This window comes from Modestobacter muralis, assembly GCF_010682105.1.
GTDB classification, from domain to species: domain Bacteria; phylum Actinomycetota; class Actinomycetes; order Mycobacteriales; family Geodermatophilaceae; genus Modestobacter; species Modestobacter muralis.
The window spans coordinates 17260-43195 of record NZ_JAAGWH010000004.1; the positions used below are offsets into that span (position 1 = coordinate 17260).

The 25936-nt window shown below is 73.3% G+C and carries 24 protein-coding genes; 18 read left to right on the top strand and 6 right to left on the bottom strand.

Annotation, left to right across the window (positions count from 1 at the left end; all coding sequences use genetic code 11):
* Window positions 1-16: 16 nt before the first annotated feature.
* Both GCU67_RS01095 and GCU67_RS01100 read right to left on the bottom strand, forming a co-directional pair.
* Complete coding sequence (locus GCU67_RS01095) at window positions 17-1027, bottom strand: alcohol dehydrogenase catalytic domain-containing protein (protein WP_163609192.1); 1011 nt, start codon at window positions 1025-1027, stop codon at window positions 17-19.
* Between the two features lie 104 nt (window positions 1028-1131).
* Window positions 1132-1335 (bottom strand): hypothetical protein, encoded by a 204-nt coding sequence (locus GCU67_RS01100; RefSeq protein WP_163609194.1) that lies wholly within the window; start codon window positions 1333-1335, stop codon window positions 1132-1134.
* Window positions 1336-1505: 170 nt separating this feature from the next.
* On the opposite strand from GCU67_RS01100, the gene GCU67_RS01105 reads away from it, so the two are divergent.
* Window positions 1506-2630, top strand: coding sequence for an HNH endonuclease signature motif containing protein (locus GCU67_RS01105; RefSeq protein ID WP_338104691.1), 1125 nt, complete (start codon window positions 1506-1508; stop codon window positions 2628-2630).
* Between the two features lie 417 nt (window positions 2631-3047).
* Here GCU67_RS01105 and GCU67_RS01110 read toward each other — a convergent pair whose 3' ends face one another.
* From GCU67_RS01110 to GCU67_RS01120, 3 genes are all read right to left on the bottom strand, one after another.
* Window positions 3048-3698, bottom strand: a complete 651-nt coding sequence (locus GCU67_RS01110; RefSeq protein WP_163609195.1) for a DUF6518 family protein — start codon at window positions 3696-3698, stop codon at window positions 3048-3050.
* A 92-nt stretch (window positions 3699-3790) separates the two neighbouring features.
* Window positions 3791-5002, bottom strand: coding sequence for a metal-dependent hydrolase family protein (locus tag GCU67_RS01115; RefSeq protein WP_163609197.1), 1212 nt, complete (start codon window positions 5000-5002; stop codon window positions 3791-3793).
* A gap of 13 nt (window positions 5003-5015) precedes the next feature.
* Entirely contained in the window at window positions 5016-5936 is a 921-nt protein-coding gene (locus GCU67_RS01120; RefSeq protein WP_163609199.1) for a succinylglutamate desuccinylase/aspartoacylase family protein, read from the bottom strand.
* 297 nt (window positions 5937-6233) lie between these two features.
* Here GCU67_RS01120 and GCU67_RS01125 point away from each other — a divergent pair, with 297 nt between their 5' ends.
* The 17 genes from GCU67_RS01125 (at window position 6234) to GCU67_RS01205 (ending at window position 24409) form a co-directional block, all read left to right on the top strand.
* A complete protein-coding gene (locus GCU67_RS01125; RefSeq protein WP_163609201.1) occupies window positions 6234-7766 on the top strand; it encodes an ABC transporter substrate-binding protein in 1533 nt (510 codons plus the stop codon).
* A 71-nt stretch (window positions 7767-7837) separates the two neighbouring features.
* Window positions 7838-8797, top strand: a complete 960-nt coding sequence (locus GCU67_RS22640; protein ID WP_163609203.1) for an ABC transporter permease subunit — start codon at window positions 7838-7840, stop codon at window positions 8795-8797.
* Window positions 8794-9675, top strand: a complete 882-nt coding sequence (locus GCU67_RS01135) for an ABC transporter permease (RefSeq protein ID WP_163609205.1) — start codon at window positions 8794-8796, stop codon at window positions 9673-9675. The genes GCU67_RS22640 and GCU67_RS01135 overlap by 4 nt, the downstream gene beginning before the upstream one ends.
* A 2-nt stretch (window positions 9676-9677) precedes the next feature.
* Window positions 9678-10724, top strand: a complete 1047-nt coding sequence (locus GCU67_RS01140; protein WP_211660556.1) for an ABC transporter ATP-binding protein — start codon at window positions 9678-9680, stop codon at window positions 10722-10724.
* Window positions 10721-11764: an ABC transporter ATP-binding protein gene (locus GCU67_RS01145; RefSeq protein WP_163609207.1), complete on the top strand. Its 1044-nt coding sequence runs from the start codon at window positions 10721-10723 to the stop codon at window positions 11762-11764. Before GCU67_RS01140 ends, GCU67_RS01145 begins: the two co-directional genes overlap by 4 nt.
* Complete coding sequence (locus GCU67_RS01150) at window positions 11761-12597, top strand: M55 family metallopeptidase (RefSeq protein WP_163609209.1); 837 nt, start codon at window positions 11761-11763, stop codon at window positions 12595-12597. The genes GCU67_RS01145 and GCU67_RS01150 overlap by 4 nt, the downstream gene beginning before the upstream one ends.
* Window positions 12594-13517: an isoaspartyl peptidase/L-asparaginase gene (locus GCU67_RS01155; protein ID WP_163609211.1), complete on the top strand. Its 924-nt coding sequence runs from the start codon at window positions 12594-12596 to the stop codon at window positions 13515-13517. The genes GCU67_RS01150 and GCU67_RS01155 overlap by 4 nt, the downstream gene beginning before the upstream one ends.
* A 28-nt stretch (window positions 13518-13545) precedes the next feature.
* Window positions 13546-14463, top strand: a complete 918-nt coding sequence (locus GCU67_RS01160; protein ID WP_163609213.1) for a MurR/RpiR family transcriptional regulator — start codon at window positions 13546-13548, stop codon at window positions 14461-14463.
* Window positions 14456-15154, top strand: a complete 699-nt coding sequence (locus GCU67_RS01165) for an SDR family NAD(P)-dependent oxidoreductase (protein ID WP_163609215.1) — start codon at window positions 14456-14458, stop codon at window positions 15152-15154. The genes GCU67_RS01160 and GCU67_RS01165 overlap by 8 nt, the downstream gene beginning before the upstream one ends.
* A 19-nt stretch (window positions 15155-15173) precedes the next feature.
* Window positions 15174-16877, top strand: a complete 1704-nt coding sequence (locus tag GCU67_RS01170; protein WP_163609217.1) for a DUF885 domain-containing protein — start codon at window positions 15174-15176, stop codon at window positions 16875-16877.
* Window positions 16868-17707, top strand: a complete 840-nt coding sequence (locus GCU67_RS01175; RefSeq protein ID WP_163609219.1) for an alpha/beta fold hydrolase — start codon at window positions 16868-16870, stop codon at window positions 17705-17707. The genes GCU67_RS01170 and GCU67_RS01175 overlap by 10 nt, the downstream gene beginning before the upstream one ends.
* Complete coding sequence (locus GCU67_RS01180; protein WP_211660557.1) at window positions 17704-18693, top strand: ketopantoate reductase family protein; 990 nt, start codon at window positions 17704-17706, stop codon at window positions 18691-18693. Before GCU67_RS01175 ends, GCU67_RS01180 begins: the two co-directional genes overlap by 4 nt.
* Window positions 18694-18702: 9 nt before the next feature.
* Window positions 18703-19749 carry a zinc-binding dehydrogenase gene (locus GCU67_RS01185; RefSeq protein ID WP_163609221.1) on the top strand — a complete coding sequence of 349 codons (1047 nt, stop codon included), beginning with the start codon at window positions 18703-18705 and terminating at the stop codon, window positions 19747-19749.
* Window positions 19749-21005, top strand: coding sequence for a methylaspartate ammonia-lyase (locus GCU67_RS01190; protein ID WP_163609223.1), 1257 nt, complete (start codon window positions 19749-19751; stop codon window positions 21003-21005). Before GCU67_RS01185 ends, GCU67_RS01190 begins: the two co-directional genes overlap by 1 nt.
* A complete protein-coding gene (locus tag GCU67_RS01195; RefSeq protein WP_163609224.1) occupies window positions 21002-22357 on the top strand; it encodes a M20/M25/M40 family metallo-hydrolase in 1356 nt (451 codons plus the stop codon). Before GCU67_RS01190 ends, GCU67_RS01195 begins: the two co-directional genes overlap by 4 nt.
* On the top strand, window positions 22354-23562 hold the full coding sequence (locus GCU67_RS01200) for a dipeptidase (protein ID WP_163609226.1): 1209 nt from the start codon (window positions 22354-22356) through the stop codon (window positions 23560-23562). The genes GCU67_RS01195 and GCU67_RS01200 overlap by 4 nt, the downstream gene beginning before the upstream one ends.
* 37 nt (window positions 23563-23599) lie before the next feature.
* Window positions 23600-24409, top strand: a complete 810-nt coding sequence (locus tag GCU67_RS01205) for an SDR family NAD(P)-dependent oxidoreductase (protein WP_163609228.1) — start codon at window positions 23600-23602, stop codon at window positions 24407-24409.
* A 287-nt stretch (window positions 24410-24696) separates the two neighbouring features.
* Here the strand turns inward: GCU67_RS01205 and GCU67_RS01210 are convergent, their stop codons facing one another.
* The gene (locus GCU67_RS01210; RefSeq protein WP_163609230.1) at window positions 24697-25710 is read right to left on the bottom strand and encodes a substrate-binding domain-containing protein; all 1014 of its coding nucleotides are present in this window, start codon (window positions 25708-25710) and stop codon (window positions 24697-24699) included.
* Window positions 25711-25936 lie beyond the last annotated feature (226 nt).

Below are 25936 nucleotides of genomic sequence, written 5' to 3' on the forward strand. Positions count from 1 at the left end.
ACGGCCCCCGTCGGGGTCAGGGGTGCAGGACCAGGCGCCCGGTCACGTCGCCGGCCCTGAGCCGGTCCAGTGCATCGTTGACCTGGGACAACGGCATCGTCGCGGCCACGGGCGGGGTCAGCTGACCGCTCGCGGCGAGCGAGACGGCGGTCTCCAGCTCGGCCAGGGTGTTGCCGACGCTGGCGATGACCCGCTGCTCGGCGACCACCATGCCCAGCGGACTGACGGTCAACGAGTCGGCGCTGTAGCCGACCAGCACGAGCCGTCCGCGCCGGCCGAGCACGCCCGTGGCCAGCTCCAGCGTCGCCGTCACCCCGGCCAGTTCCACCACCACGTCGGCGCCCTGGCCACCGGACAGCCGGGTCACCGCGGCAGCGGCGTCGGCGGGGGAGACCGCGGCGGTGGCGCCGGAGCGCAGTGCGGCCTCGCGGCGGGCGGCGTCCCGGCTGACCGCGATCACGGTCGCCCCGCGGCGGTGCGCGTCCTGTACGACGGCCAGCCCGACCCCGCCGCTGCCGAGCACCACGACCACCTCGCCGGGTTCGACCGCGGCCTCGGTGAGCGCGTGCACCGCCGTCGTCCCGGCGCAGCACAGCGGGGCGGCTGCGTCGAAGGACACCTCGTCGGGCAGCCGGACCAGGCAGTGCGCCGGGACGACGAGCTGCTCGGCGAACGCGCCGTCGGCGGCGAAGGCGAGCACGCCGCGCGGGGTCAGGCACAGGTTCTGCCGGCCGCGCAGGCACCAGCGGCAGCTGCCGCAGAACAGGTAGTAGTAGACGGCGACCCGGTCGCCGGGCGTCCAGCCGGTGACGGCCGACCCCACGGCGTCGACCACGCCGGCGGCTTCGTGGCCCAGCGTCATCGGCGTCCGGGAGGGGGCGTAGAGCCCGTCGGTGAAGTGCAGCTCGGTGCCGCAGACGCCGGCGGCGTGCACCCGCACGCGCACCTCGTCCGGGGCGGGGTCGGGCACCGGGACGTCGTCCAGGGCGAGTGGCTGGTGGGCTCCGTGAAAGCGCGCCGCGAGCATCGGGCAGCTCCCTCCGCCGGTACGAACCGGATCAGGTGTGGACGGTCGGCGGGGGTCGTCCGCCATCTCAGCCCGCGCCCGGGCTCCCGTGTGCTCGGGCGAACCTACTCGGGCTGCTGCACCGGGTCGACGCGACGGAGGAAGCCGCGCACGGACAGGTGGTCGGACAACGGGTCGCGGTGCTCCGGGCAGGCGGCCCAGACCTTCTCCCGGTCGGGGGTGTGCAGCTTGGGGTTGTTCCAGATCAGCTGGAAGGCCGCCGGTTCGCGGCAGCCCTTCGCCGAGCAGATCACCGGGTCGGTCGTCACCGGGCGAGTCTGCCGCGCGGTGCGGGACGTCGGGCGGCCGGTCGCCTCGTGACGCTGTCAAGGGGGCTGCGCGATCTGTGGACGAGTCGTTGACCTGCGGATTCGTCGTGAGCGGGGCTCCGAACGGCGGTATGCTTCGAACGGGTGTTCGAGCAGCCGAGGAGGTGTGCGTGAGCGAGTTGCGGTCGGCTCTGGACGCCCTGGGCGCCGAGGACCTGACGTCGTCGTTCGGTGGTCAGCTGCTGGATCGTCTAACGCCGTTGCTGCAGGCGCACAACCAGCTCGCGGCGGAGATCGCCCGAACAGTGCGGAAGTGTGAGCTGACCCAGGCGCCGGAGCGTGACGGCCTGAGGTCGATGCAGTCCTGGCTCATCGGGCATGGCCTGCTGTCCAAGGGCGACGCGGAGCGGTTCGTGCGCGCGGGCCGGGTGGGCGAGCGGATGCCGGCGGTGGCGGCTGCCGCGTCCGAGGGGTCGGTGACCGCGGCGAAGGTGGTCGAGATCGGCCGCAAGCTCACGGCCTCGCGGTTGGCATCGGCGGCGGCACAGGGCCATGACCTGGGTGAGGTCGACGCCGCTGTGGCGCTGGTGGCGGCCACGCAGACGCACGAGAAGCTGGCCGAGTTCGTGGCCACGTACGCCGCCGGTGTGGACCCGGACGGGCCTGAGCCCGACCCGACCGAGGGCCGCCGGTTCTGGCTGACCAGGACCGAGCACGGCTGGGACTTCGGCGGCCACCTCGACCCCGTGGGTGGGGAGAAGGTCGCCACGGCGGTGGAGTCGCTCGTGCAGGCCGACCGGCCGAAGGGTGATGACCGGACCCGGAGCCAGCAGAACGCGGATGCATTGGTGCAGCTGGCGGACAACCAGCTCGCCTCGGGGAACCTGCCGGTGCTGCGGACGGTGAAGCCGCACGTGGTGGTCACCGTCGACGTGGAGGACCTCGTCGACCCCTCGACCGGCGAGGGCGCTGCCCGCACCGGGTTCGGCTCGACGCTGTCGGCCGCGCGGGCCCGCTGGGTGGCGTGTGACTCGACGGTGACGCGGATCGTGCTCGGGCCGGACGGGCTGCCGTTGGACGTGGGCCGCACCCATCGGGTGGTGCCGCCGCACCTGCGCCGGGCGGTGGAGCACCGGGACGGGCACTGCGTGTTCGCCGGCTGCGGCGCACCGACCCATTGGTGCGACGTCCACCACCTCGTCGAGTGGATCAACGACGGTGCGACGTCACTGGACAACTCCGCGTTGCTCTGCGAACGGCATCACACGAAGGTCCACCACGGGTTCCGCGTGTAGCGCGACGACGGCGCACCACCGGGTCACCGCTGGCGCACCTGGCGACCCGACGGCACCGAGATCCTCATCGGGCCGCTGCTGTCCTGACGGCTGGCTCGCCTACGGATGTGCAGCCGCGTGTCCGCACGTCCGCACGTCCGCTGCTCGGCGGCCGGCGCTGCTCGATCGTCGTGCCGCTCCGCCCGCGTGACGACCGTGTCGCCCAGCCGCCCAGCCGCCCAGCCGTCCTGTCGCCCAGCCGTCCTGTCGGCCTGGCCGCCCAGCCGTCCGGGCCGGCCAGCCGCCTGGCCGCCTGGCCGTCGTGTCGTCGTCCCGTCCGGCCGACCGGCCCCTTCCTCCGGCCGACCAGCCCCTTCCTCCTGCCGTCGTGCTCTTACCGTGGTGTGCGGGGGCGGCCGGGAGCGGCGTCCGGTCGGCTCAGAAGGAGCCGGTGATCAGGAGCTGCTCCAGGAGGTCGGGCGCGGAGACGAGCACCCAGCCGGCGGCGGCCATGGGCACGGTCCAGAGCGCGACCTCGGAGAGCTGTCGGGGTGAGCGCACGGCGACCGCCAGCACCGCCGCGATGGCCAGCGCGGCGAAGCCGACCAGCACCGCGCCGTCCTCGGGGTAGTTGCTGCTCCGGCGGTAGGCGTCCGCGGCGAGCAGGCCGACGGCGGCCGCCGTGGCCAGGGCGCCGACTCGACCGGGGCGGCCGATGGGGTGGAACGCCCAGCCGAGCAGCGACCCGGCCACCACCGCCAGCACCAGCCACTGGACGAGCTGTTCCAGGTCCACCGAGTACGGGGCCCCCGGGTACTCGATCCCGTACGTGACGTCCGTGCCGACGTAGAACGCCGTCACCGCGGCCGCCAGCGCCAACACCGACCGCAGCACCGCCTCTCGCACCAGGCGCCGCGCGCTCAGCAGGGCGAGCAGGGTGATCCACAGCCCGAAGGCGTGCGCCAGCGGCCGGACGGTGTCGCCGTAGTAGGCCCACGCCGCGAACCCGCCGGTGACCAGCCCGCCGGCGACCGCCAGCACCGGCCCGGCCGCAGCGCGCGTGCCGGGGGAGACGGTCAGCTGCGTCATCGGTGCACCTCCGCTCGAGCGTGCGGGCGAGCGTGGCAGACCCGCCACGGCACCGGCCGGCGACGCGCGGGGAGGCGGAACCGGATCGCCCGTCAGCCGACGACCACCTGGCCGCGGCTGACGACCATCGCCAGCGTCTCCTCCGGCCGCGACAGCACTCGGACGTCGAGGGACGGGTCGGTACGGCAGAGCAGGAGGTCGGCGCCCGCACCCGGCGCCAGCACGCCCAGCCGGCCGGTCGCGCCCAACAGGTCCGCACCGACCAGGGTGGCGCTGGCCAGCACGTCCCACGAGTCCTGCACCGCCGCCCGCAGGGTGAACTCGCGGTTCTGCTCGGCGGCCATCGGGCCGAGCAGGTCGGTGCCCAGCGCGATCCGCACCCCGGCCGCGGCGGCGGTGCGCACCGCCTCCGCGCCCCGGTCGGCGACCGCGGCCAGCTTCGCCATGCTGTCGGCCGGCAGGCCAAACTCCGGCCCGCGCTCGGCGAGCACCGCGTAGGCGCTCAGCGTCGGCACCAGGTACGTGCCGGCCGCCGCCATCAGCTCGGCGTCGGCGGCCTCGATCAGGTTGCCGTGCTCGATGGTGCGCACCCCGAGCCGCACTGCCCGCTGCACCGCAGCACCGGCATAGGCGTGCCCGGCGCAGTACAGGCCCAGTCGGTCGGCCTCCTCGACCGCAGCCCGGATCTCGGCCTCGGAGAACTGCACGCCGTCCACCGAGTCGGCCGGGCTGGTGACCCCACCGGACAGCATCAGCTTCACGAAGCTCGCCCCGCGCCGGCCCTGCTCCCGCACCGCCCGCGCCACGTCGTCCGCGCCGTCGACGATCCGGCCGATGCCCGGCACGTCGGGGTGCGGGTCCCACTGCTCCCGCCCGCGCGGCCGCAGGTCGGCGTGCCCGCCGGTCTGGGACAGCGCCTTGCCGCAGGTCTGCAGCCGCGGTCCGGTCAGCACGCCCTCGTCCAGCGCGCGGGCCAGCCCGGCGTCGGCCCCGCCGGCGTCCCGGGCGGTGGTGAAGCCCCGCCGCACCATCGCCGCCAGTGCCCGGGTGGCGTGCGCGGCCACGTAGCTGGCCGGGTGCCCGGAGTCGGCCCACTCGTCGGCCGACAGTGACGTCACGTGCACGTGGCAGTCGATGAGCCCGGGCAGCGCGAACAGCCCGCGGCCGTCGACGTCCCCGGCCTCCAGCGGGGCGTCGTCGTCGGGCGCCACGGTCGTGAGCACGTCGCCGTCCCAGGCGACCAGCTGATCGGGCACCGTCCGGCGGGCGGCCACGTCGACGAGGGACACGTGGCGGATGCGCATGACCGGCACCCTCTCAGGCGCGGGCGAGGCCGAGCAGCAGCCCGTCGGCCTCCATCGCCGGGCTGGAGGTGAGGAACAGCGGGACGCCGTCGGCGGGGGCCACCACCCGGTGCAGCTCGGCGCCCCACGGGTCCAGCAGCACGCCCAGCAGGTCGCCGGTGCGCACGTCGGCACCCACGGCGACCGTCGCCTGCCAGAAGCCGCGGACCGGGGTGCGCAGCCACACCCACCCCTCGTGCTCGACCGGCTCGGGCACGGGCACCGCGAGCTCCTCGGGCAGCATCCCCAGCGCCACGAGCACGTTGAGCACGCCCTGCAGGTGTCCGGCGACGGACGCCGGGTCGCAGATGCCGTTGGACCCGATCTCCGCGGTGACCGCCGGGACGCCGATGTCGGCAGCCGCCGCGCTGGTGCTGCCTCCTACGGTGCGCGCGGCCCGGGTCTGCCGCACCACGTGGCCGGTGCCGTAGACCAGCGCGAGTTCGCGGGCCTGCTCCTGCACCGGCGACTCCTCGTAGAGGCAGAACGGCTCGAGTGCCTCGGGCAGGTCGCCGGCGTGCAGGTCGACCAGCACGTCGGCGGGCCGGATGAACGCCTCGAACAGCCCGTGCGCCAGCGCTGCGGTGTAGGAGCCGGCCGGGTCGCCGGGGAAGCTGCGGTTGAGGTTGACCCCGTCCTCCGGCACGACGAACGGCGTCCGGCTCCAGAACGCGGGCTGGTTGAGCACCGGCACCACGGTGAGCCGGCCCCGCAGCCGGGTGGTGTCCAGCGTGCCGATCAACCGCAGCAGCGCGGCCATCCCGGTGTACTCCGCGCCGTGCACGCCCGCGACGAGGGTGAGGTGCGGGCCCTCCCCGACCCCGGTGGCCGAGGCGTACGGCACCTCGACGGGCGGTCCGGGCAGGTCGTCCAGCGTCAGGGTCAGGTGGTCCATGACCGCATGGTGCAGGTTGCGATCCGGCAACGAAAGGGTGTCGCAGGTCACTTTCCAAACGTAACAACAGGGTAATGTCCGGCTCCTACTGTAATGATCACTACAGCCGAGGGGCGCCGCTCGCGACGGCTCCCGCGGCACCTCCCGCGCCGTCCGGACCGGTCCTCAGCACGCCCTGGCCGGACGGCGACCCGGTGCTCCGCTGTCCCTGGAAGTCCCCACCCACCCGCTGCGGCGGTCCGAACGATGAGGCAGTCCATGACACGTGCAACCCGATTGAGGTCCGCAGGGATCGCGGTGACCGCCGCGGTCGCGCTCACCGCCTGTGGCGGTGGCAGCACCAGCACCAGCGGCGGCGCAGCGGCCGGCTCTGGCCCCGTGGAGGGCGGCGACCTCACCATCGCCCGCGCCGCGGACATCCTGGCGATGGACAAGACCACGACGTTCGACAACAACTCGATCTACGTCATGCAGCAGATCATGGAGCCGCTGTTCACCGTCAGCGCGGACGGCACGGAGGTCACGCCGCTGCTGGCCACGGACTACACCGTCTCCGACGACAAGCTCACCTACACGATCAAGCTCCGGCAGGGCGTCAAGTTCTCCACCGGCGCCCCGATGACGGCCGAGGACGTGAAGTTCTCGATCGACGAGAACACCAAGACCGGCGCCGACGGCTGGGGCTTCATCAACGCCGCCATCGACACCGTCGAGGCCACCGACGACTCGACCGTCACCATCACGCTCAAGTACGCCTGGGCCCCGCTGCTGGCCGACCTCGCGCTGTTCAGCAACGGCGTGATCCCGGCTGACTACGGCGGCAAGACCGTCGAGGAGTTCTACGAGGCGCCCGTCGGCACCGGCCCCTTCCTCTGGAACGAGTGGAAGAAGGGCCAGTACCTCAAGCTGACCAAGAACCCCGACTACTGGGGCGAGACCGGCCCCTACCTCGACAGCGTGACCTGGACCGTCGTCCCGGACGCCAACACCCGCAAGCTGCAGGTCCAGGGTGGTCAGGTCGACGTCGACGAGTTCCCGGACTGGTCCAGCTTCGAGTCGCTCAAGACCGCCCCCGGCGTCACCGCCACGGCCTTCCCCTCCACCCGCATCGACTACGTCGCCTTCAACCAGCAGAAGACGCCGTTCGAGGACGTCCGCGTGCGCCGGGCGATCAGCTACGCCATCGACCGCGAGTCGATGGTCAAGACCGTCCTCTACGGCAACGGCCAGGCCGCGGACTCCCTGCTCTCCCCGGGGACGCCGTTCTACGCCGCCAACCCCGAGGCCCCGCAGCTGGACCTGGACAAGGCCAAGGCCGAGCTCGCCCAGTCCTCGCAGCCCAACGGGTTCGCCACCAGCATCCTGATCAACGCCGGTGACCCGAACCAGGCCTCGGTCTCCCAGATCATGCAGGCGCAGCTCAAGGAGATCGGGATCGACCTGGAGATCAAGACCCTCGACCCGACCGCGGTCAAGCAGGCCCGCAACGCCGGTGACTTCGACATGATCATCAGCGGCTGGACGATGGACATCCCGGACCCCGACCAGTGGACGTCGTTCGCGGTGGACCCCGAGGGCGGCTCGCACTCGGCCTACACCTACTACGACAACCCCGACGTCATCGCGCTGAACAAGCAGGCGCAGACCGAGACCGACGACGCCAAGCGCGCCGACCTCTACGAGCAGCTGCAGGCCCAGGTCGCGGAGGACAGCTTCGCCGCCTACCTCTACTACTCGCCCTACGCCTACGCCATGAGCACGAAGGTGCAGGGCTTCCAGGTCACGCCGCTCGGCAACTACCCGCTGGCCGGGGTCTACAAGACCTCGTGATCTCCGGCCGGGGGTGGCGTCGCCGAGCGGCGGCGCCACCCCCGGCCCTCCCTGAGTGAGGAGGTGTGCGCGTGCTCGACCGGTTCCGGTTCGTCCCGGCCAGGTTGCTCCAGTCGGTCCCGGTGGTCTTCGGGGTCACGATCCTGGTCTTCTTCATGGTCCACCTGCTGCCCGGCAACCCCGCGTTGACCATCCTCGGACAGTCGGCCACCCCGGAGCGTGTGGCGGCGCTCAACACCCAGCTCGGCCTGGACGAGCCGCTGTGGGACCAGTACTTCCTCTTCCTCAAGCGCCTGGTCACCGGCGACCTGGGGGAGAGCCTGACCTACCAGGCGCCGGTGTCGGGGCTGGTGCTCGACGCCATCCCGATCACCCTGTCGCTGCTGGCCTTCGCCCTGGTGCTGTCGCTGGTGATCAGCGTCCCGCTGGCGGCGCTGGCCGCCTCGGCCCCCGGCCGGCTGCCGGACATGGTCGTGCGGGTGTTCACCCTGCTCGGCCAGGGGATGCCCCAGTTCTGGGTCGGCATCATGCTCATCCTGCTGCTGGGGGTGAAGGCCCGCGCCTTCCCGGTCGGCGGCTACGGCATGACCGCCGCCGAGCACCCCTACTACCTCTTCCTGCCGGCGCTGACCATGGCGATCGCCATGTGCCCGACAACCATCCGCAGCCTCCGCGCCTCCACGATCAACGTGCTCGGCTCGGACTACGTGGGGACGGCGCGGTCCAAGGGCGCCGCCGGCATCGCGCTGTTCCGCGGCCACGTGCTGCGCAACGCCGCCATCCCGACCGTGTCGATCATCGGCGTCAACCTCGGCTACCTCGTCGGCGGCTCGCTGGTCATCGAGAAGGTGTTCGCCATCCCGGGCCTGGGCTCGCTGATGATCAACGCGATCTTCACCCGCGACTTCCCGACCATCCAGGCGGTGGCCCTCTTCGTGGCCCTGTTCGTGATCGTCGTCGGCATCCTCACCGACGTCGTCTACACCGCCATCGACCCGCGGGTCGACCTCTCCAGCAAGGAGCGCGCATGACCACCGTCGCGGTCGCGACCGCGACCAAGGCGATGCGCCGGCCGGCCCGGTCCCGCTCGCTGCGCGCCTGGTACCGCAACGGCACCCTGATGGCCGGGCTGGTGATCGTCGGCCTGCTGGTCCTCGCCGCCGTGCTCGCGCCCTGGCTGACGCCCTACGACCCCGTCCAGCAGGACCTGGCGCAGGCGCTGCAGTCACCGAGCTCGGCGCACTGGCTGGGCACGGACAAGTACGGACGCGACGTCCTCACCCGGCTGCTGTGGGGTGCTCGCGTCGACCTGCGGATCGGCTTCCTCGCCGTCCTCATCCCGTTCGTCATCGGGTCGGTCCTCGGCGCGCTGGCCGGCTACTTCGGCGGCTGGTTCGACACCGTCGTGATGCGGGTCGTCGACGTCTTCTTCGCCTTCCCGTTCTACGTCCTGGTCATCGCGCTGGTGTTCATCCTGGGCGCGGGGGAGAGCAGCATCTACCTGGCGATCGCGGCGGTCTCCTGGGTCTCCTACGCCAAGATCATGCGCGGCGAGCTGCTGGTGGCCAAGAAGCAGGACTACGTCGTCGCCGCCCGGCTCGGCGGCATGTCGCACGCCCGGATCCTGGTCAAGCACATCGGGCCGAACGTGCTCAGCCAGGCCCTCATCTACGCGATGAGCGACATCGTCATGGACATCCTGGCGATCGTCACCCTGGGCTACCTGGGTCTGGGCATCGCCCCGCCGACCGCCGAGTGGGGCTCGATGATCCTCGACGGCCAGGAGTTCATCACGACCCAGTGGCTGCAGGCCACCATCCCGGGCCTCGCCGTCGTGGTCACCAGCCTGGGGCTCTCCCTGCTGGGTGACGGGCTCTCCGACCAATTGTCCCCGGAGCGGAGGAAGTGACCATGTCGATCGACCAGGCGCAGCCGACCGGCGCCACGGCCAGCGGGCACCAGAGCCTGGTGCCCGGCGTCCCGCTGCTGCGCGTGCACGACCTGTCCGTCGGCGTCCGCTCCGGCGGACGGACGGTGCAGATCGTCGAGGGCGTGTCCTTCGACGTCGACCCCGGTCAGCGGATGGGCATCGTCGGGGAGTCCGGGTCGGGCAAGTCGCTGACCCTGCGCGCGATCGCCGGGCTGCTGCCCAAGCCGGTCGAGGTGCTCTCCGGCGGCATCGAGTACAACGGCGCCGACCTGCTGGGGATGCCGGCGAAGAAGCGCCGGGCGCTGATGGGCCCGGAGATCGCGATGATCTTCCAGGAGCCGATGACGGCGCTGAACCCGGTGATGCGGGTCGGTGACCAGATCGCCGAGGGCCCGCGCCGGCACCTGGGGCTGTCGGCCAAGGCCGCCGGCGAGCTGGCCGTGCAGATGATGGCCCGCACCGGCATCCCCGACCCCGCCCGCCGGGCACGGGCCTACCCGCACGAGCTCTCCGGCGGGCTGCGCCAGCGGATCATGATCGCGATGGCCGTCTCGTGCGGTCCACGGCTGCTGCTGTGCGACGAGCCGACCACCGCCCTGGACGTCACCGTCCAGCTGCAGGTGCTGCGGCTGCTGGAGCGGTTGTGCGAGGACACCGGCACCTCGCTGGTGTTCGTCACCCACGACCTGGCCGTGGTGAACCAGACGTGTTCAGAGCTGGCCGTCATGTACGCCGGGCACATCGTGGAGTCCGGCCGGGTCAAGGACACCTTCCGCCAGCCGCGCCACCCCTACACCCGGGGCCTGCTGGAGTCCGCGCCCGACTTCGACCGGCCCGACCGGGCCCTGGTGCCCATCCCCGGCTTCCCGCCCAACGTCTCCGACCGGCCGCACGGGTGCCCGTTCGCGCCGCGCTGCGGCTATGTGCGCGATCACTGCACCGAGGCCGTGCCCCCGCTGACCGAGGTGGCCCCCGGGCGCCTGGCCGCCTGTTTCGAGAGCGACCGGCTGGACGAGGTGCTGGCATGAGCACGGCCGTGCAGGACCCCGGCCTGGAGCCCTCCGTGCTGCGGGTCAGCGCGCTGACCAAGCGCTACGGCGGGCACAGCTCGTGGCTGTCCCGGCTCACGTCGGGGCCCTCGGTCTCGCTCAAGGCCCTCGACGGGATCGACCTGCACCTGCGCCCGGGGGAGATCCTCGCGCTGGTGGGCGAGTCGGGGTCGGGCAAGTCGACGCTGGCCAAGATCCTGGTCGGCAGCGCCACCCCGACCAGCGGTGCGGTCTCCGTCGCCGGGCAGCCCGCGCCGGCCCGGCGGGACAAGGAGTCCTCGCGGCGGGTCCAGATGGTGTTCCAGGACCCGTACTCCTCGCTCAACCCGCGCATCACGGTGGGCAAGATGCTCAGCGAGCTGCTGCTGCTGCACAGGATCGTGCCGCGGTCGGAGGTGCGGGCGGAGAGCGTACGGCTGCTGAACCTGGTCGGCCTGGAGGAGGACGTGCTCGGGGCCTACCCCAGCCAGTTCTCCGGCGGGCAGCGGCAGCGGCTGGCCATCGCCCGGGCGCTCGCCGTCCGGCCCGACGTGCTCATCGCCGACGAGCCGGTGTCGGCCCTGGACGTCAGCGTGCAGGCCACGATCCTCGAGCTGTTCGCCACGCTGCGCTCGGAGCTGGGCCTGAGCATCCTGTTCATCGCCCACAACCTGGCCGTCGTGCAGCACCTGGCGGACCGGGTGGCGGTCATGTACCTGGGCCGGATCGTCGAGGTCGCCGAGACGAGCGCGCTGTTCTCCGCGCCGCGGCACCCCTACACCCGGGCGCTGATCGACTCCATCCCGCGGATGACCGAGACCAGCGTCAACGACGGCTTCGAGCTCGACGGCGAACCGCCGAGCCCCTACGACGTCCCCGCGGGCTGCCGGTTCCACCCGCGCTGCCCGCTGGCCAGCGAGATCTGCCGCGAGAACGACCCGCCACTGCTCACGATCGGCCCCGCGCACTCCAGCGCCTGCCTCAAGGCCGACGAGCTGGCCGCCATCCCCGTCCCCAACGCCCCGCAGGAGCGCGCATGAAGATCTGGATCAGCTTCGACATGGAGGGCGTCGCCGGCATCGTCGACTGGGACCAGTGCCGCCCCAGCGGCGGGGCCCGCTACGAGCTGGGCTGCCAGCTGATGCTCGCCGAGGTCAACGCCGCCATCGAGGGCGCGATCGCCGGGGGCGCGACCGAGGTCGTGCTCAACGACTCGCACGGCACCATGGCCAACCTCGACCCGCGGGCGGTGGCCGGCAACGCCAGCTACATCGCCGGCCGGCACAAGCCGATGTACATGATGCAGGGGCTGGACGAGACCGTGGACGCGGCCTTCTTCGTCGGCTACCACGGCTCGATCTCCGGGCAGCCCTCCACGCTCAGCCACACCTACAACCCCGAGGTCTTCGCCGCGGCCCGGGTCAACGGCGTCGAGGTGGGCGAGAGCGGGATCAACGCACTGGTCGCCGAGCACTTCGGCGTCCCGATCGCCTTCCTCTCCGGGGACGCGGTCACCTGGGAGCAGACCGCGACCTTCGCGCCGGGCGGCGTGCACGTGGTGACCAAGGAGTCGCTCACCCGGTTCAGTTCGGCCAACCTGCACCCGGCCGAGTCCTGCCGGCTGATCCGGGAGGGCGCCGAGGAGGCCGCCCGCCGGGTGGCCGGGGGCGCCGTGGGCACCCCGGGCATCACCCGGCCGGCGACCCTGGAGCTGGACGTGCAGACCGGGGACATGGCCGAGGTGGCGACCTGGGCGCGCGGCGTCGAGCGGGTGGCCGAGCGGACCGTGGCGATCTCCGGTGAGGACCTGCTCGCCGTCTTCCGCTCCTTCGTCGCCGTCAACTACATCACCCGTCAGGCCGGTGGCCGGTGAGCGGCGTACAGCTGTACGAGGTCGCCCCGGCATCCACCGGCTGGGCCCTGGTCCTGCACGGCGGGGCCGGCGGCCGGGTCGAGGAGCTCTCCCTGGAGGAGGCCGGCACGTACAGCGAGGGGCTCACCGCGGCGTACCAGGCCGGCGCGGCGGTGCTCGCCGCCGGCGGGAGCGCGCTGGACGCCGTCTGCGCGACCGTCGAGCGACTGGAGGACGACCCGCTGTTCAACGCCGGCCGCGGCGCCGCCCTGACCTCCGAGGGCACCGCCGAGCTCGACGCCTGCGTGATGACCGGCGACGGCCGGGCCGGGGCGATCGCGGCCTCGCAGTTCGCCCGCAACCCGGTCCACGCCGCGCGCAAGGTCCTGGAGGAGACCCCGGCGGTGCTGTTGATCGCACCCACCGCCGGGCGGATCGCCGACTGGGGCCTGCGGACGGTCACCCCCGACCACTTCACCACCCCTGCCCGGCAGCAGCAGCTGCGCCGGGTGCAGGAGGGTCTGCTCGCCGGCTCCCGGCACGGCACCGTCGGCGCGGTCGCCGTCGACGTGCACGGCCGGGTCGCGGCGGCCACCTCCACCGGCGGCATGGTCAACCAGAGCGAGGGCCGGGTCGGGGACACCCCGGTCGTCGGGGCCGGCACGTACGCCCGTGACGGCGTGGGCGCGATCTCCTGCACCGGTGAGGGCGAGGCGTTCATCCAGGGCGTGGTCGCCCACGACGTCGCCGCCCGGGTGCGCTACCTGGGCGTCGGCCTGGCCGAGGCGATCACCGGCACGGTGGCCGCCGAGCTCGCCCCGCGCGGGGCGACCGGCGGGCTGATCGCGGTCGGCGCCGACGGCGCGATCGTGGTCGCGCACAACTCCCCGGCGATGTTCGCCGCCTACCACGACGGCGAACGCCTCGTGGTCCACACCTGAGCACGGCCGCGCACATGGGGGACAGCGCATGACGCCCATCCGCGACGAGGTGTTCGCCCGGATGGACGAGCTGACGCCGGCGGAGAAGAAGGTGGCCCGCTCGCTGCTGGCCAACTACCCGAGCGCCGGGCTGGCCAGCGCGGCGACGCTGGCCCGCACCGCCGGCACCAGCACGCCCACGGTGCTGCGGCTGGTGGCCCGGATCGGCATCGGCAGCTACCCGGAGTTCCAGGAGCGGCTGCGCGAGGAGGTCACCCAGCGGCTGAACTCCCCGCTCAGCCGGGCGTCCGGGCGGCTCACCGGGGAGGGTGACGGCACGCTGTTCCAGCGCTCGATCACCCAGCGGCTGGGGCTGGTCGAGCGGCTGGCGGCGACCGTCCCGCCGAGCGAGTTCGACGCCGCGGTCACGCTGCTGGCCACCCCGGCCCGCAGCATCGTGGTCAGCGGCGGCTACTTCTCCCGCTTCGTCGGGCAGGTGCTGGCCCTGCAGCTGGACCAGCTCGTGCCCGGTGTCGAGTTCGCCGGCGAGCCGCTGGGCCGCGACATCGGCCGCTACCTGTCGATGGGCCGGGACTCCGTCGCAGTCGTGTTCGACCTGCGCCGCCACGAGCTGCCGGCCAAGCGCCTGGCCGCGCTGGCCAAGCAGCAGGGCGCGTCGGTCATCGTCATCACCGACGAGGAGCTCTCACCGGCCGCCGACACCGCCGACGTCGTCCTGCCGATCGCGGTCGACGGCGTCCCCTTCGACTCCTTCGCGGGGCTGGTCGTGCTGGTCGAGGCGCTGGTCGAGGGGGTCTTCCAGCGGGTCGGCGCCACCGGGCTGGACCGGATGCGGCAGTGGGAGGAGTCGGTGGTCATCCACCGCGCCTTCCGCGCCGGGCCCGAGCCCGAGCCCGACGAGGACGACGAGTCCGTGGACGACGACGAGGAGGACCGGGATGAGTGAGCTGGACGGGCAGGTCGCCGTGGTCACCGGCACCGCGCAGGGCATCGGGCAGGCGATCGCCCGCACGCTGCGCGGGGCCGGGGCCACCGTGCACGAGGTCGACCGCGACACCGTCGACCTGTCGGTCACCGCCGAGGTGGAGGAGTTCTTCGCCTCCGTCGGCGACGTCGACGTGCTGGTCAACAACGCCGGCGGCGTCACCGGGCAGACGCACGTCCCGATCGACGAGCTCACCGACGCCGCCTGGGACGCCGTGGTCGACGCGAACCTGCGGACGACGATGAACTGCACCCGCGCCGCCGCCCGCACGATGAAGCGCCGCGGGTACGGCCGGATCGTGGTCATCTCCTCCGGCGCCGGCCGCAGCGTGAGCCTGACCGGCATCCAGGCCTACGCCTCGGCCAAGGCCGCGCAGATCGGCTTCACCCGGCAGATGGCCCACGAGCTGGGCCCGCACGGCATCACCGTCAACTGCATCGCGCCGGGCTTCGTGCTGTCCAACCCCACCACCCAGGCGCAGTGGGAGAGCTACGGCCCCGAGGGTCAGCAGGCGCTGCTGGACCGGATCGCCGTCCGGGCCACCGGGACGCCGGACGACATCGCCCGCGGGGTGCTGTTCTTCGCCGTCCCCGCGGCCGGGTGGGTCAGCGGCCAGACGCTGTCCATCGACGGCGGCCACTCACTCTTCTAGACCGATCAGGACGGGGACCATGACGCAGGCAGCAGCGAGGCTCGCCGAGCTCGGCGAGCGGTACTTCCGGATCCAGCACACGTTCGACCCCTACAACGCCACGCTGCTCGGGATCACCGACTTCGACGGCCTGGCCGGTGACCCCAGCCGGGCGGCCAGCGAGGCCACCGCAGCGGAGTTCGCCGCCCTCGACGCGGAGATCGCCGCGATCGACCCCGAGGAGCTCGACGACGCCGGCCGGGTCGACCTCGGGGTGCTCAGCGTGCTGTCCCGCGGTGCCGGGCGGGACGCCGCTCACGCGCTGTGGGCGGCCAACGCCTCGGCCAAGGGCTACGTCAGCCGACAGGGCCTGGTGTTCCAGGCGGTCCCGGCCATGACGATCACCGATGCGGAGTCCGCCGCCCGCTACGAGTCCCGGCTGGCCGGGCTGGGCGCCTTCTTCACCGCGCTCGCCCGGCGGTACGCCGAGGAGGCCGCGGCCGGCCGGGTCTCCACCGCACTCGGCATCCAGCACGCGATCGGCCAGCTGACCGGCCACCTCGCCCGGGACCTGGACGACGACGCGCTGCTCGCCCCCACGGCCACGGCCGACCCGGCGCTGCGCGAGCGCGCCCGGGAGACGATCCGCACCGAGGTGCGCCCGGCGATGACCGTGCTGGCCGACCAGCTGCGCGACCTGCTGCCCGGCGCCCGGCCCGACGATGCCGTCGGGATCAGCAACGTCCCCGGCGGAGAAGCGGCCTACGTCGACGCGGTCGCCCGGCACACCACCACCGACCTGACCCCGGCGCAGGTGCACCAGATCGGCCTGGACACCCTGGCCGAGCTGCGCCCGCGCTGGCTGGAGATCGGCGCCCGGGCGCTGGGCGTGAACACCTTCCCCGAGATCGCCGAGCGGCTGCGCGCCGACCCCGCGCTGCGGTTCGAGACCAGCGCGCAGATCGTCGAGGTCGCCGAGCGAGCGCTGCAGCGCGCGCAGGCCGTGCAGGACGACTGGTTCCCGCACTTCGACATCCCGGCGTGCGTGATCGAGCAGATCGACCCGGTCGACGCCGCGGGCGCGGCGATGGCCTACTACCGCCCGCCCGCGGTCGACGGCAGCCGGCCCGGCGCGCACGTGCTGCAGGCCACCGACCCCACCGAGCGCTTCCGGTTCGAGTACGAGGCGCTGGCCTTCCACGAGTCGGTGCCCGGGCACCACCTGCAGCTGGCCACCGCGCAGACCCTCGACCTGCCCCGCTACCGCCAGCACCTCGACGTCGAGGCGTGCAGCTTCAACGAGGGCTGGGGGCTGTACGCGGAGTCCCTGGCCGAGGAGATGGGGCTCTACAGCGACGACGTCGCGCTCCTGGGCATGCTGTCGTTCGCCTCGCTGCGGGCCTGCCGGCTGGTCGTCGACACCGGGATGCACGCCTTCGGCTGGTCCCGCGAGCAGGCCGTGCAGTTCATGCTCGACAACACCGCGACCACCCGCGACAACGTGGTCAGCGAGGTCGACCGCTACATCTGCTGGCCGGGCCAGGCGCTGGCCTACGTGATCGGCAAGCGCGAGATCGTCCGGCTCCGCGAGCGCGCCACCGCCGCCCTCGGCGACCGCTTCGACCTCGTCGGCTTCCACGGCGCCGTCCTCGGCGGCGGCGCGCTGCCACTGCCGGTGCTCGACGACGTCATCACCCGCTGGACCGCCGGTCTGGCACCTGCAGAGGAGCACGCATGGACCTGACCATCAACGGCGCCCGGCTCACCGTCGAGGTGTCCGGCCCCGAGGACGGGCCGGTGCTCATCGCCCACCACGGCGGCGGCGGCATCGGCTCGCTGGCCGAGCCCCGCTCCACCTTCGGCCCGCTGGCCGACCGCTTCCGGGTCGTCGTCTTCGACGCCCGCGGCTGCGGCACCAGCGAGGGCATCGGGCCCTACTCCCACGAGCAGTGGGCGGCCGACGTCGAGGGCCTGCGCGAGTGGACCGGTGCCGAGCAGATCGCGGTGGCCGGCGGTTCCTACGGCGGCTTCATCGCCCTCGAGTACGCCGTCCGGTACCCCGGCCGGGTGCAGGCGATGGTGCTGCGCGATACCTCCGCCGACGGCAGCAACCTGGAGCTGGCGTTCGAGAACGCCCGCAACCAGGACCGGGTGGAGATCGACTGGGAGCGGTTCAACCGCTACTGGCACGGAGAGACCCGGGACGACGCGGACCTCAAGCAGCTGTGGTCCGAGCTGATCCCGCTCTACGACAAGCACTACGACCCGGAGAAGTCCGCCGCCGCAGTGGAGGCCGGGTACTACCGGCACGAGGCGCACAACTGGTGCTTCCAGCACAACTGGGGCAGCTACGACCTCAAGGCCGACCTGCCCGCGGTGACCGCACCGACCCTGGTCACCGTCGGCCGGCACGACTGGGTCACCCCGGTCAGCTCCTCGGAGACCATCGCCGCGCTGCTGCCCAACGCCGAGTTGGTGGTGTTCGAGGAGTCCGGGCACTCGCCGCAGAACGAGGAGCGCGAGCTCTTCCAGACCACGATGCGCGGCTTCCTCGACCGAGTCGTCCCCGCGTGAGCGGCCCCCTGGTGGTCATCGGTGCCGGCGCGATCGGCGGGACGCTGGGCGCGCACGTGGCCCGGGCCGGCGGCGACGTCCTGCTCTGCGACGTCGACGCCGAGCACGTGGCCGCGATCAACGCCCGCGGGCTGTCCATCGAGGGCCCGGTCGACGAGTTCACCGTGAGCGTCCCCGCGGTCACCCCCGACGGCCTGCCCGACGTCATCGAGCGGGCGGTGGTGGCGGTCAAGAGCCACCACACCCCGGCCGCCGCCGAGCTGCTGCGCGACCGGCTCGCCCCGGACGGCTACGTGCTCACCGTGCAGAACGGGCTCACCGCCGACGTCCTGGTCGACGTGCTGGGTGCCGACCGCGTCATCTCCAGCTTCATCAACGTCGGCGCGGACTATCTCGGCCCGGGTCGGATCGTGCAGGGCAACGTCGCCGCCTTCCACATCGGCGAGCTGGCCGGCGGGGAGATCACCCCGCGGGTGCGCGAGCTCGCCGAGCTGCTGCCCTACGCCCAGCCGACGGCCAACGTGCTCGGCTACCTGTGGGGCAAGGAGGCCTACGGCGCGATGCTGTGGGCCGGCGCGGTCTCCGACCTCACCATCGCCGAGAGCCTGGAGCGGCCGGCCTACCAGCCGCTGATGGTGGCCCTGGCCCGCGAGGTGCTCGCCCAGGCGCCGGTGCCGGTGGAGAGCTTCGACGGCTTCGACCCCGCCGACCTCGAGGGCTCGCTGGACCGGCTGGCCGCCTTCAACCGGCGCAGCGCCAAGCAGTACAGCGGCATCTACCGGGACCTCGTCGTCCGGAAGCGGAAGACCGAGATCGACAGCATGCTGCGCGACCTGGACGGGCCGATCTTCTCCAAGATCGGCGAGATCGTGCACGACATCGAGCAGGGCCGTCGCGTCAACGAGGTCGCCAACCTCGACGAGCTCGCCGCCTTCGCCGCGTCCCTCCCTCCCCACGCAGCCGCGTCCCGGCCCACCCACCCCTAGGAGATCCCCATGCGTGCTGCCCTCTACCAGGGTGCCGGCGTCGTCGTCGTCGACGACGTCCCCGACGCGAGCATCGCCGAGCCCACGGACGCCGTCGTGCAGGTGCTGCGCTCCTGCATCTGCGGGTCGGACCTGTGGTCCTACCGCGGCATCGTGAACCGCGCCGCCGGTGGCCGGCAGGGCCACGAGTTCCTCGGCGTCGTCACCGACGTGGGCGCCGAGGTGACCAGCGTGCGCCCCGGTGACCTGGTCATCGCCCCGTTCACCTGGTCGGACAACACCTGCCCGGCCTGCGTCGAGGGCCTGCAGAGCAAGTGCGACAACGGCGGCACGTTCGGCGCCCCGGGCGCCGACGGCGGGCAGGGCGAGGCGGTGCGGGTGCCGCAGGCCGACGGCACGCTCGTCGCCGTCCCCGGCGGGGTCGACGGCGTGGACGACGCCCGGCTGACCGCCCTGCTCGCGCTGACCGACGTGATGGCCACCGGGCTGCACGGCGCCGTGCTCGCCGGGGTGACCGAGGGCTCGACCGTCGCGGTCATCGGCGACGGTGCCGTCGGGCTGTGCGCGGTGCTCGGCGCGAAGCAGGTGCTGGGAGCGGAGCGGGTGATCCTGATGAGCCGGCACGCCGACCGGACCGCGCTCGGGCGCACGTTCGGCGCCACCGACGTCGTCGCCGAGCGCGGCGCGGAGGGCATCGCGGCGGTCCGCGAGCTCACCGGCGGCCGGGGCGTGCCCTTCGTCGTCGAGGCCGTCGGCACCCCGGAGTCGTGGGAGATGGCGCTGGGCATGGCCCGGGCCGGCGGCCACGTCGGCGCCGTCGGCATCCCGCACCAGATGCCCGAGCTGCCGCTCTTCCCGATCGTGCGCTCGCACCTCACCGTGGGTGCCGGCATCGCGCCGGTGCGCCGCTACCTGCCCGACCTCATCGACCGGGTCACCAGCGGCCGGCTCGACCCCAGCCCGGTGTTCGACCTGACCCTGCCGCTGGAGCGGGTCGCCGAGGGCTACGCCGCGATGGACGAGCGCCGCTCGATCAAGACCATGCTGGCCGGCTGATGGCCCCGCCGCGGATCGTCGACGTCCTCGCCGTCCCGGTCCGCGGCGGGTTCTTCGCCGACGACCAGGCCGCCATCCGGGCCGGTGCCGAGCACGACGGGTTCGGCTACACCGGGGCGCCGCTGACGCCCGGGTTCACCGCCGTCCGCCAGCCGGGGGAGGCCCTGTCGGTGCTGCTGGTGCTGGACGACGGCTCGGTCGAGTTCGGCGACTGCGCGGCCGTGCAGTACAGCGGCGCGGGCGGGCGCGACCCGGTGTTCTCCGCCGACCGCGCCGCCGGCGAGGTGACCGCGCTCGTGGCGCCGGGCCTGGTCGGCCGGGAGGTGACCGGCTTCCGAGCGCTCGCCGAGGAGCTGGAGGACGACGTCCGGCTGCACACCGCGATCCGGTACGGGGTCAGCCAGGCGCTGCTGGCCGCCGCCGCCCGCGCGGCGCGGGTGACGATGGCCGAGGTCGTCCGGGACGAGTACGCCACCGGTGCTCCGCTGCTGCCCGTCCCGCTGTACGCCCAGACCGGCGACGACCGGTACGCAGGCGCGGACAAGATGATCCTCAAGGGCGTCGACGTCCTGCCGCACGGGCTGTTCAACTCCCCGGCCGCCTTCGGGCCCGAGGGCTGGGGGCTGACCCAGTACCTGCGCTGGCTGGTCGCCCGGATCGACAGGCTCCGCCCGGACGGCGGCTACCGCCCGCGGCTGCACGTGGACACCTACGGCACCCCAGGGCTGGCCTTCGGCGGCGACGTCCGCGCGGTCGCGGCGTACCTGGCCGGACTCGGGGAGCTCTGCGCGCCGTACGAGCTGGCCGTCGAGCACCCGATCGACGCCGGCAGCACCGCCGCCCAGCTGGACACCTACGTCGCGCTGCGCGCCGAGCTCGCCCGGCTGGGCAGCAGCGTGCGGATCGTCGTCGACGAGTGGTGCAACACCCTCGACGACGTCCGCGCCTTCACCGCCGCCCGGGCCGCCGACGTCGTGCACGTGAAGACGCCGGACCTCGGCTCGCTGACCGCCACCGCCGAGGCGCTGCTGCTGGTGCGGGCCGCGGGGCTGGAGGCCTACTGCGGCGGCACCTGCAACGAGACCGACCGCTCCGCGCAGGTCACCGCGCACGTGGCGATGGCGTGCGAGGCGAGCCAGGTGCTGGCCAAGCCCGGGATGGGCGTGGACGAGGGCCTGATGGTCGTCGGCAACGAGATGGCCCGGACCGCGGCGCTCGCCGCGGCCCGCCGCGCGTGGAAGGGGGTCCTGCGATGACCGCACCGGTCGACAGCCTGCCGCCGGGCTTCCTGGCCGCGCTCACCGAGTACGTGGCCATCCCCAGCGACAGTCGCAGCGCGACACCGGAGACGATGCGCGCCGCCGCGGAGTGGCTGGCCGGCCGGCTGTCCTGGGCGGCCGGGCGGGTCGAGGAGACCGACGGCTTCCCGGTGGTGCGCGGCGAGTGGCTCGGTGCACCCGGCGCGCCGACGGTGCTGGTCTACGGGCACTACGACGTCCAGCCCACCGGCGACCTCGCCGAGTGGCACACGGCGCCGTTCGAGCTGGTCGTCGACGGGCCGGTGCTGCGCGGCCGCGGCGTCACCGACGACAAGGGGCCGGTGCTGCTGGTGCTGGCCATGGCCGAGGCGCTGCTGGCCGAGCGCGGCGGGCTGCCGCTGAACGTGAAGTTCCTGCTGGAAGGCGAGGAGGAGATCGGCAGCCCGCACCTGCCCGGCTACGTGCGCGCGCACGCCGACGAGCTCGCCGCCGACCTGGTCATCTCCGCCGACGGCGCCATGTGGCGGCCGGGTGAGCCCTCGATCTCCATCGCCTCCAAGGGCCTGGTCGCCCTCGACATCGAGGTCACCGGCGCCGCCGAGGACCTGCACTCCGGTCGCTACGGCGGCACCGTGGCCAACCCGGTGCACGCGCTGGCCACCGTGCTCGCCTCGCTGCACGCGGCCGACGGATCGGTGGCCGTCCCCGGGTTCGCCGAGGGGGTCGCGGAGCTGTCGCCGCAGCGGCGGGCGGAGATCGACGCCGTCCCGTTCGACGACGAGGAGTACCGCGTCGCGGTCGGGGTGCCGGAGCTGTTCGGCGAGGCCGGCTACTCGACGCTGGCCCGGCTGTGGGAGCGGCCCACGCTGGAGGTCAACGGCATCACCGCCGGCGGCAAGTACACGGTCATCCCGCACCGGGCCGTGGGGCACGTGTCCTGCCGGCTGGTCGGGCAGCAGGACCCCGAGCGGGTGGTCGCCGCGATCACCGCGCACGTCACCGCGCTCGCCGTCCCCGGGGTGGAGGTGGCGGTACGCGCCGACCCCGGTTGGGTGCCGGCCTACCGGATCGAGCCCGACCACCCCGCGGTGCTCGCCGCCCGGGACGCGCTGGCCGAGGTCTACCCCGGCCACCCGGTGCTGCTCGCGGTCATCGCCGGCACGCTGCCGGCCACCACGCTGTTCGAGTCGGCGCTGGGGGCCAAGACGCTGTTCTTCTCCTTCGCCACCGCCGACGAGAAGCACCACGCGCCCAACGAGTTCATGCGGATCTCCCGCATCGGTGAGGGCATGCGGGCCTGGGCCGCGCTGTGGGACCGCCTCGCCACCACGACGGAGGGCACCCGATGACGTACGCCAGCCATGACCACCAGTCGGGGTACCGCTCGTTCGACTATCTGGCCGGCGACCTGGGGCTGCCCGTCGTCCCGCTCGCCCCGGAGTCCGGCCGGGTCCCGCCGTACGACGGCGGGTTCACCATCGAGCAGGTGGAGCGGGCCGAACGCCTGCTCGCCGAGAACGTCACGATCAGCCTGCACGACCACCCGGTGCTCTTCCCCGCTGACATGGCCGACACCCCGCGCTACAACCGCACCGGTCGGCAGCACACCGCCTTCACCGGGCTGCGCGACTCCGGCCTGACCGTCGTCTTCGACAACATGATGGACGGCACCGCCTGCGTGACCGGCAACGCGCCGTGGCAGTGGGACGACGTGGTGGTCGACCTCGGCATGCGGCTGGCCGACCTCGCCCACTCCGAGGGCGTCGGCGTCATCCGCACCGTCGCCGACATCGAGGCGACCCACGCCGCCGGCGGGGTCGGGCTGGTGTTCGGGCTGGAGGCGGCCACCCCGATCGGCAACGACCTGGACAAGCTCGACGTCCTGTTCGGGCTGGGCATCCGGCAGATCGGCATCGCCTACTCGGACTCCAACGCGCTGGGCTCCGGGCTTAACGAGGTCGTCGACGGCGGGCTCACCGCGCTCGGCCGGCGCGCCGTCCGGCGGATGAACCAGCTGGGGCTGGCCGTCGACGTCTCGCACTCCTCCGACCGGACCGGCATCGACGCGTGCGCCGCGTCCGAGGCACCGGTGTTCATCACCCACGCCGGCGCCCGCGCCGTCTGGGACATCCCGCGGCTCAAGGGTGATGACGTGCTGTGCGCGGTCGCCGACACCGGCGGGGTGATCGGCATGTCGGCCGCGCCGCACACCACCGTCTCCCACGCCCACCCCCGGCACTCGATCGCCTCGGTGATGGACCACTTCCGGTACTGCCTGGACCTGGTCGGCATCGACGCGGTCGGGTTCGGCCCGGACACCCTCTACGGGGACCACGTCGGGCTGCACACCACGTTCGCCGGGCTGCTGGCGACCGAGCCCCGGTCCGGCGCGCCCGTGCCCGACCGGGTGCCCTACGTCGACGGGCTCGAGAACCCCAGCGAGTCCTTCCACAATATCGCCGCGTGGCTGGTGCGGGACGGGTTCACCGACGAGGAGATCACCAAGGTGCTGGGCGGGAACGTCCTCCGGGCGCTGCGTCTGATCTGGCCGTGAACGTGTCCCGCCGGTCGGCCGGGGTACCGCGTCGGTCATGACCGAGAACATCACCGAGCCCCAGACGAAGCCCCTCGCGCTCGTGACCGGTGCCTCCAGCGGCATCGGGTTCGAGCTGGCCAAGCAGTTCGCCGAGCACGGCTACGACGTCGTGGTGAACGCCGAGGACGCCGGCATCGAGAAGGCCGCGATGCTGGTGCGCGCCTCCGGCGCCCACGTCGTCCCCGTCCAGGCCGACCTGCGCACCGAGCAGGGCGTCGCCCAGCTGTGGGAGGCCGTGCAGGCGCTGGGCCGCCCGCTGGAGGCCGCCGCGCTCAATGCCGGCGTGGGCCAGAGCGGCGCCTTCGTCGACACCGACTGGGCCGCCGACCTGTCGATCATGCAGCTCAACGTGGTCTCCACCGCCGCGCTGCTCAAGCTCGCCCTGGTCGAGATGACCGCCCGCAACTCCGGGCGGATCCTGGTCACCTCCTCGATCGCCTCGACCATGCCCGGCGCCTACCAGCCGGTCTACAACGCCTCGAAGTCCTTCGTCCAGTCGCTCACCGAGGCCGTGCAGGCCGAGCTGAAGGACAAGGACTCCGCGGTCACCGTCACCTCGCTGATGCCCGGCCCGGTGGACACCGACTTCTTCGAGCGCGCCGGCCTCGAGGACACCGCCATGGGCCAGGGCCCCAAGGACGGCGCCGACGCCGTCGCCGCACAGGGCTTCGAGGCGCTGATGGCCGGTGAGCGCAAGGTCGTCGCCGCGTCCCTGGCGACCAAGGCGCAGGCCGCCACGGCCGGCGTGCTGCCCGACGCGGTCAAGGCCGCCGTGCACAAGGTGATGGCCAAGCCGCAGGACTGACCGGCCGCCGGACGGGGACGGTGGTGGCCCGCGCCGCCGCCGTCCCCGCCGCGGTGCTGGCCGTCGTCCTCGCCGTGGCGTCCGCGTGCTCGCCGCGCTGGCCGGGTCCCTGCTGACAGTGTGGGGCGGGGCCAACGTGCTGGTCGGCGGGGCGGTGCTCACCGGCGTGCTCGACCTCGGGCCGGTCGCCGACGAGCGCGCGCTGCGCTGGCACGTGCCCTGCTGGGACGCCTGGTTCCTGCTGTGGGGTGTCGCGCTGCTGGTCGCGGTGGTCGCGGTCCGCGGGGTCAGCGCGGCGGGGCGGTGGAGCCGCGTTCGACCAGCTCCGGGGCCACCAGTTCCACCCGCTGGACCGGGCGGTCACCGACCGGCCCGGTGAGCTGCTCCAGCAGCAGCTCCGCGGCCCGCCGGGCCAGCAGTCCCGCGCGGTTGTCGACCGTGGTCAGCGGCGGGGCCCACCAGGCGTAGAACGGCTCGTCCTCGGTGCAGATCACCGACAGCTGGGCGGGCACCTGCAGCGGGCCGTCGCCGATCACCGGCAGCGCGCCGAACGAGGCCTCGTGGTTGCTGATCAGGACCGCCGTCGGCGGCTCGGGCAACGCCAGCAGCTCGGTGGCCGCCGCCCGCCCGAAGTCGGGCGTGAAGTCCCCGCGGCGCACCAGGTCCTCGTGCAGCGGCACCCCCGCGTCGGCCAGCGCCCCGGTGAACCCGGCGTGGTGCAGCCGGCCGGACGTGATGTCCGGCGGGCCCTCGATCGCGGCGATGCGCACGTGCCCGAGCTCCAGCAGGTGCCCGGTGGCGACCCGGGCGGCGGTCTCGTAGGCCGACATCACCGACGGCGCCAGGGCCCCGGGCACCTCGCGGTTCATGGTGACGACCGCCTGCCCCTCCTGGACCAGGGTGTTGACGAGCTCGGAGTTGGCCCCGGTGCCGGCCACGACCACGCCGTCGAAGCGGTGCTGGCGCACCGTCTGCAGGAACGCCGCCTCGCGGGCCGGGTCGCCGCCGGTGGTGCAGACGAGGACCTCGTACTCCTCCTCGGCCGCCCACTCCTGCAGCGTCTCGGCGATGGTGTGGAAGGTGGCCGTGCGCAGGTTGTTGACCACCAGCCCGATCAGGCCGGTGCGCCGGGTGCGCAGGGCGCTGGCCATCCGGTTGGGCTGGTACCGCAGCGCCACTGCGGCGGCCTCGACCCGGGCGCGGGTCGAGGGCAGCACCGCCGGGTGGCCGGACAGCGCCCGGCTCGCCGTGCTGGTGCTCACCCCGGCGGCAGCGGCCACGGAGTTCAGGGTCGCCGGCACAGCTCGTTCCTACCGGTGCCCGGCCCACCTCGCTCGGTCACCCCCCTGTGCGGGCGCAGGGTGTAGGTGTGCCGTCGGCGAGGACACATGCCGCGATGGCCCGAAGGGCACATGCGACGGTGATCCTGCAGGTGAGGCGGTGGGTGGCCCGCTCCACGACCTGCCGGACGGGGACCGGGACGGGGCGCCCCGGGAACCGTCGTACCCCCGTCGTACGGTCGCCCGG

Bases quoted from the DNA above. Each gene is read 5' to 3' on its own strand.
- GCU67_RS01095 (WP_163609192.1), bottom strand. From the start codon at position 1,027: ATGCTCGCGGCGCGCTTTCACGGAGCCCACCAGCCACTCGCCCTGGAC.
- GCU67_RS01110 (WP_163609195.1), bottom strand. From the start codon at position 3,698: ATGACGCAGCTGACCGTCTCCCCCGGCACGCGCGCTGCGGCCGGGCCG.
- GCU67_RS01115 (WP_163609197.1), bottom strand. From the start codon at position 5,002: ATGCGCATCCGCCACGTGTCCCTCGTCGACGTGGCCGCCCGCCGGACG.
- GCU67_RS01120 (WP_163609199.1), bottom strand. From the start codon at position 5,936: ATGGACCACCTGACCCTGACGCTGGACGACCTGCCCGGACCGCCCGTC.
- GCU67_RS01135 (WP_163609205.1), top strand. From the start codon at position 8,794: ATGACCACCGTCGCGGTCGCGACCGCGACCAAGGCGATGCGCCGGCCG.
- GCU67_RS01140 (WP_211660556.1), top strand. From the start codon at position 9,678: ATGTCGATCGACCAGGCGCAGCCGACCGGCGCCACGGCCAGCGGGCAC.
- GCU67_RS01145 (WP_163609207.1), top strand. From the start codon at position 10,721: ATGAGCACGGCCGTGCAGGACCCCGGCCTGGAGCCCTCCGTGCTGCGG.
- GCU67_RS01150 (WP_163609209.1), top strand. From the start codon at position 11,761: ATGAAGATCTGGATCAGCTTCGACATGGAGGGCGTCGCCGGCATCGTC.
- GCU67_RS01160 (WP_163609213.1), top strand. From the start codon at position 13,546: ATGACGCCCATCCGCGACGAGGTGTTCGCCCGGATGGACGAGCTGACG.
- GCU67_RS01165 (WP_163609215.1), top strand. From the start codon at position 14,456: ATGAGTGAGCTGGACGGGCAGGTCGCCGTGGTCACCGGCACCGCGCAG.
- GCU67_RS01170 (WP_163609217.1), top strand. From the start codon at position 15,174: ATGACGCAGGCAGCAGCGAGGCTCGCCGAGCTCGGCGAGCGGTACTTC.
- GCU67_RS01175 (WP_163609219.1), top strand. From the start codon at position 16,868: ATGGACCTGACCATCAACGGCGCCCGGCTCACCGTCGAGGTGTCCGGC.
- GCU67_RS01185 (WP_163609221.1), top strand. From the start codon at position 18,703: ATGCGTGCTGCCCTCTACCAGGGTGCCGGCGTCGTCGTCGTCGACGAC.
- GCU67_RS01190 (WP_163609223.1), top strand. From the start codon at position 19,749: ATGGCCCCGCCGCGGATCGTCGACGTCCTCGCCGTCCCGGTCCGCGGC.
- GCU67_RS01195 (WP_163609224.1), top strand. From the start codon at position 21,002: ATGACCGCACCGGTCGACAGCCTGCCGCCGGGCTTCCTGGCCGCGCTC.
- GCU67_RS01200 (WP_163609226.1), top strand. From the start codon at position 22,354: ATGACGTACGCCAGCCATGACCACCAGTCGGGGTACCGCTCGTTCGAC.
- GCU67_RS01205 (WP_163609228.1), top strand. From the start codon at position 23,600: ATGACCGAGAACATCACCGAGCCCCAGACGAAGCCCCTCGCGCTCGTG.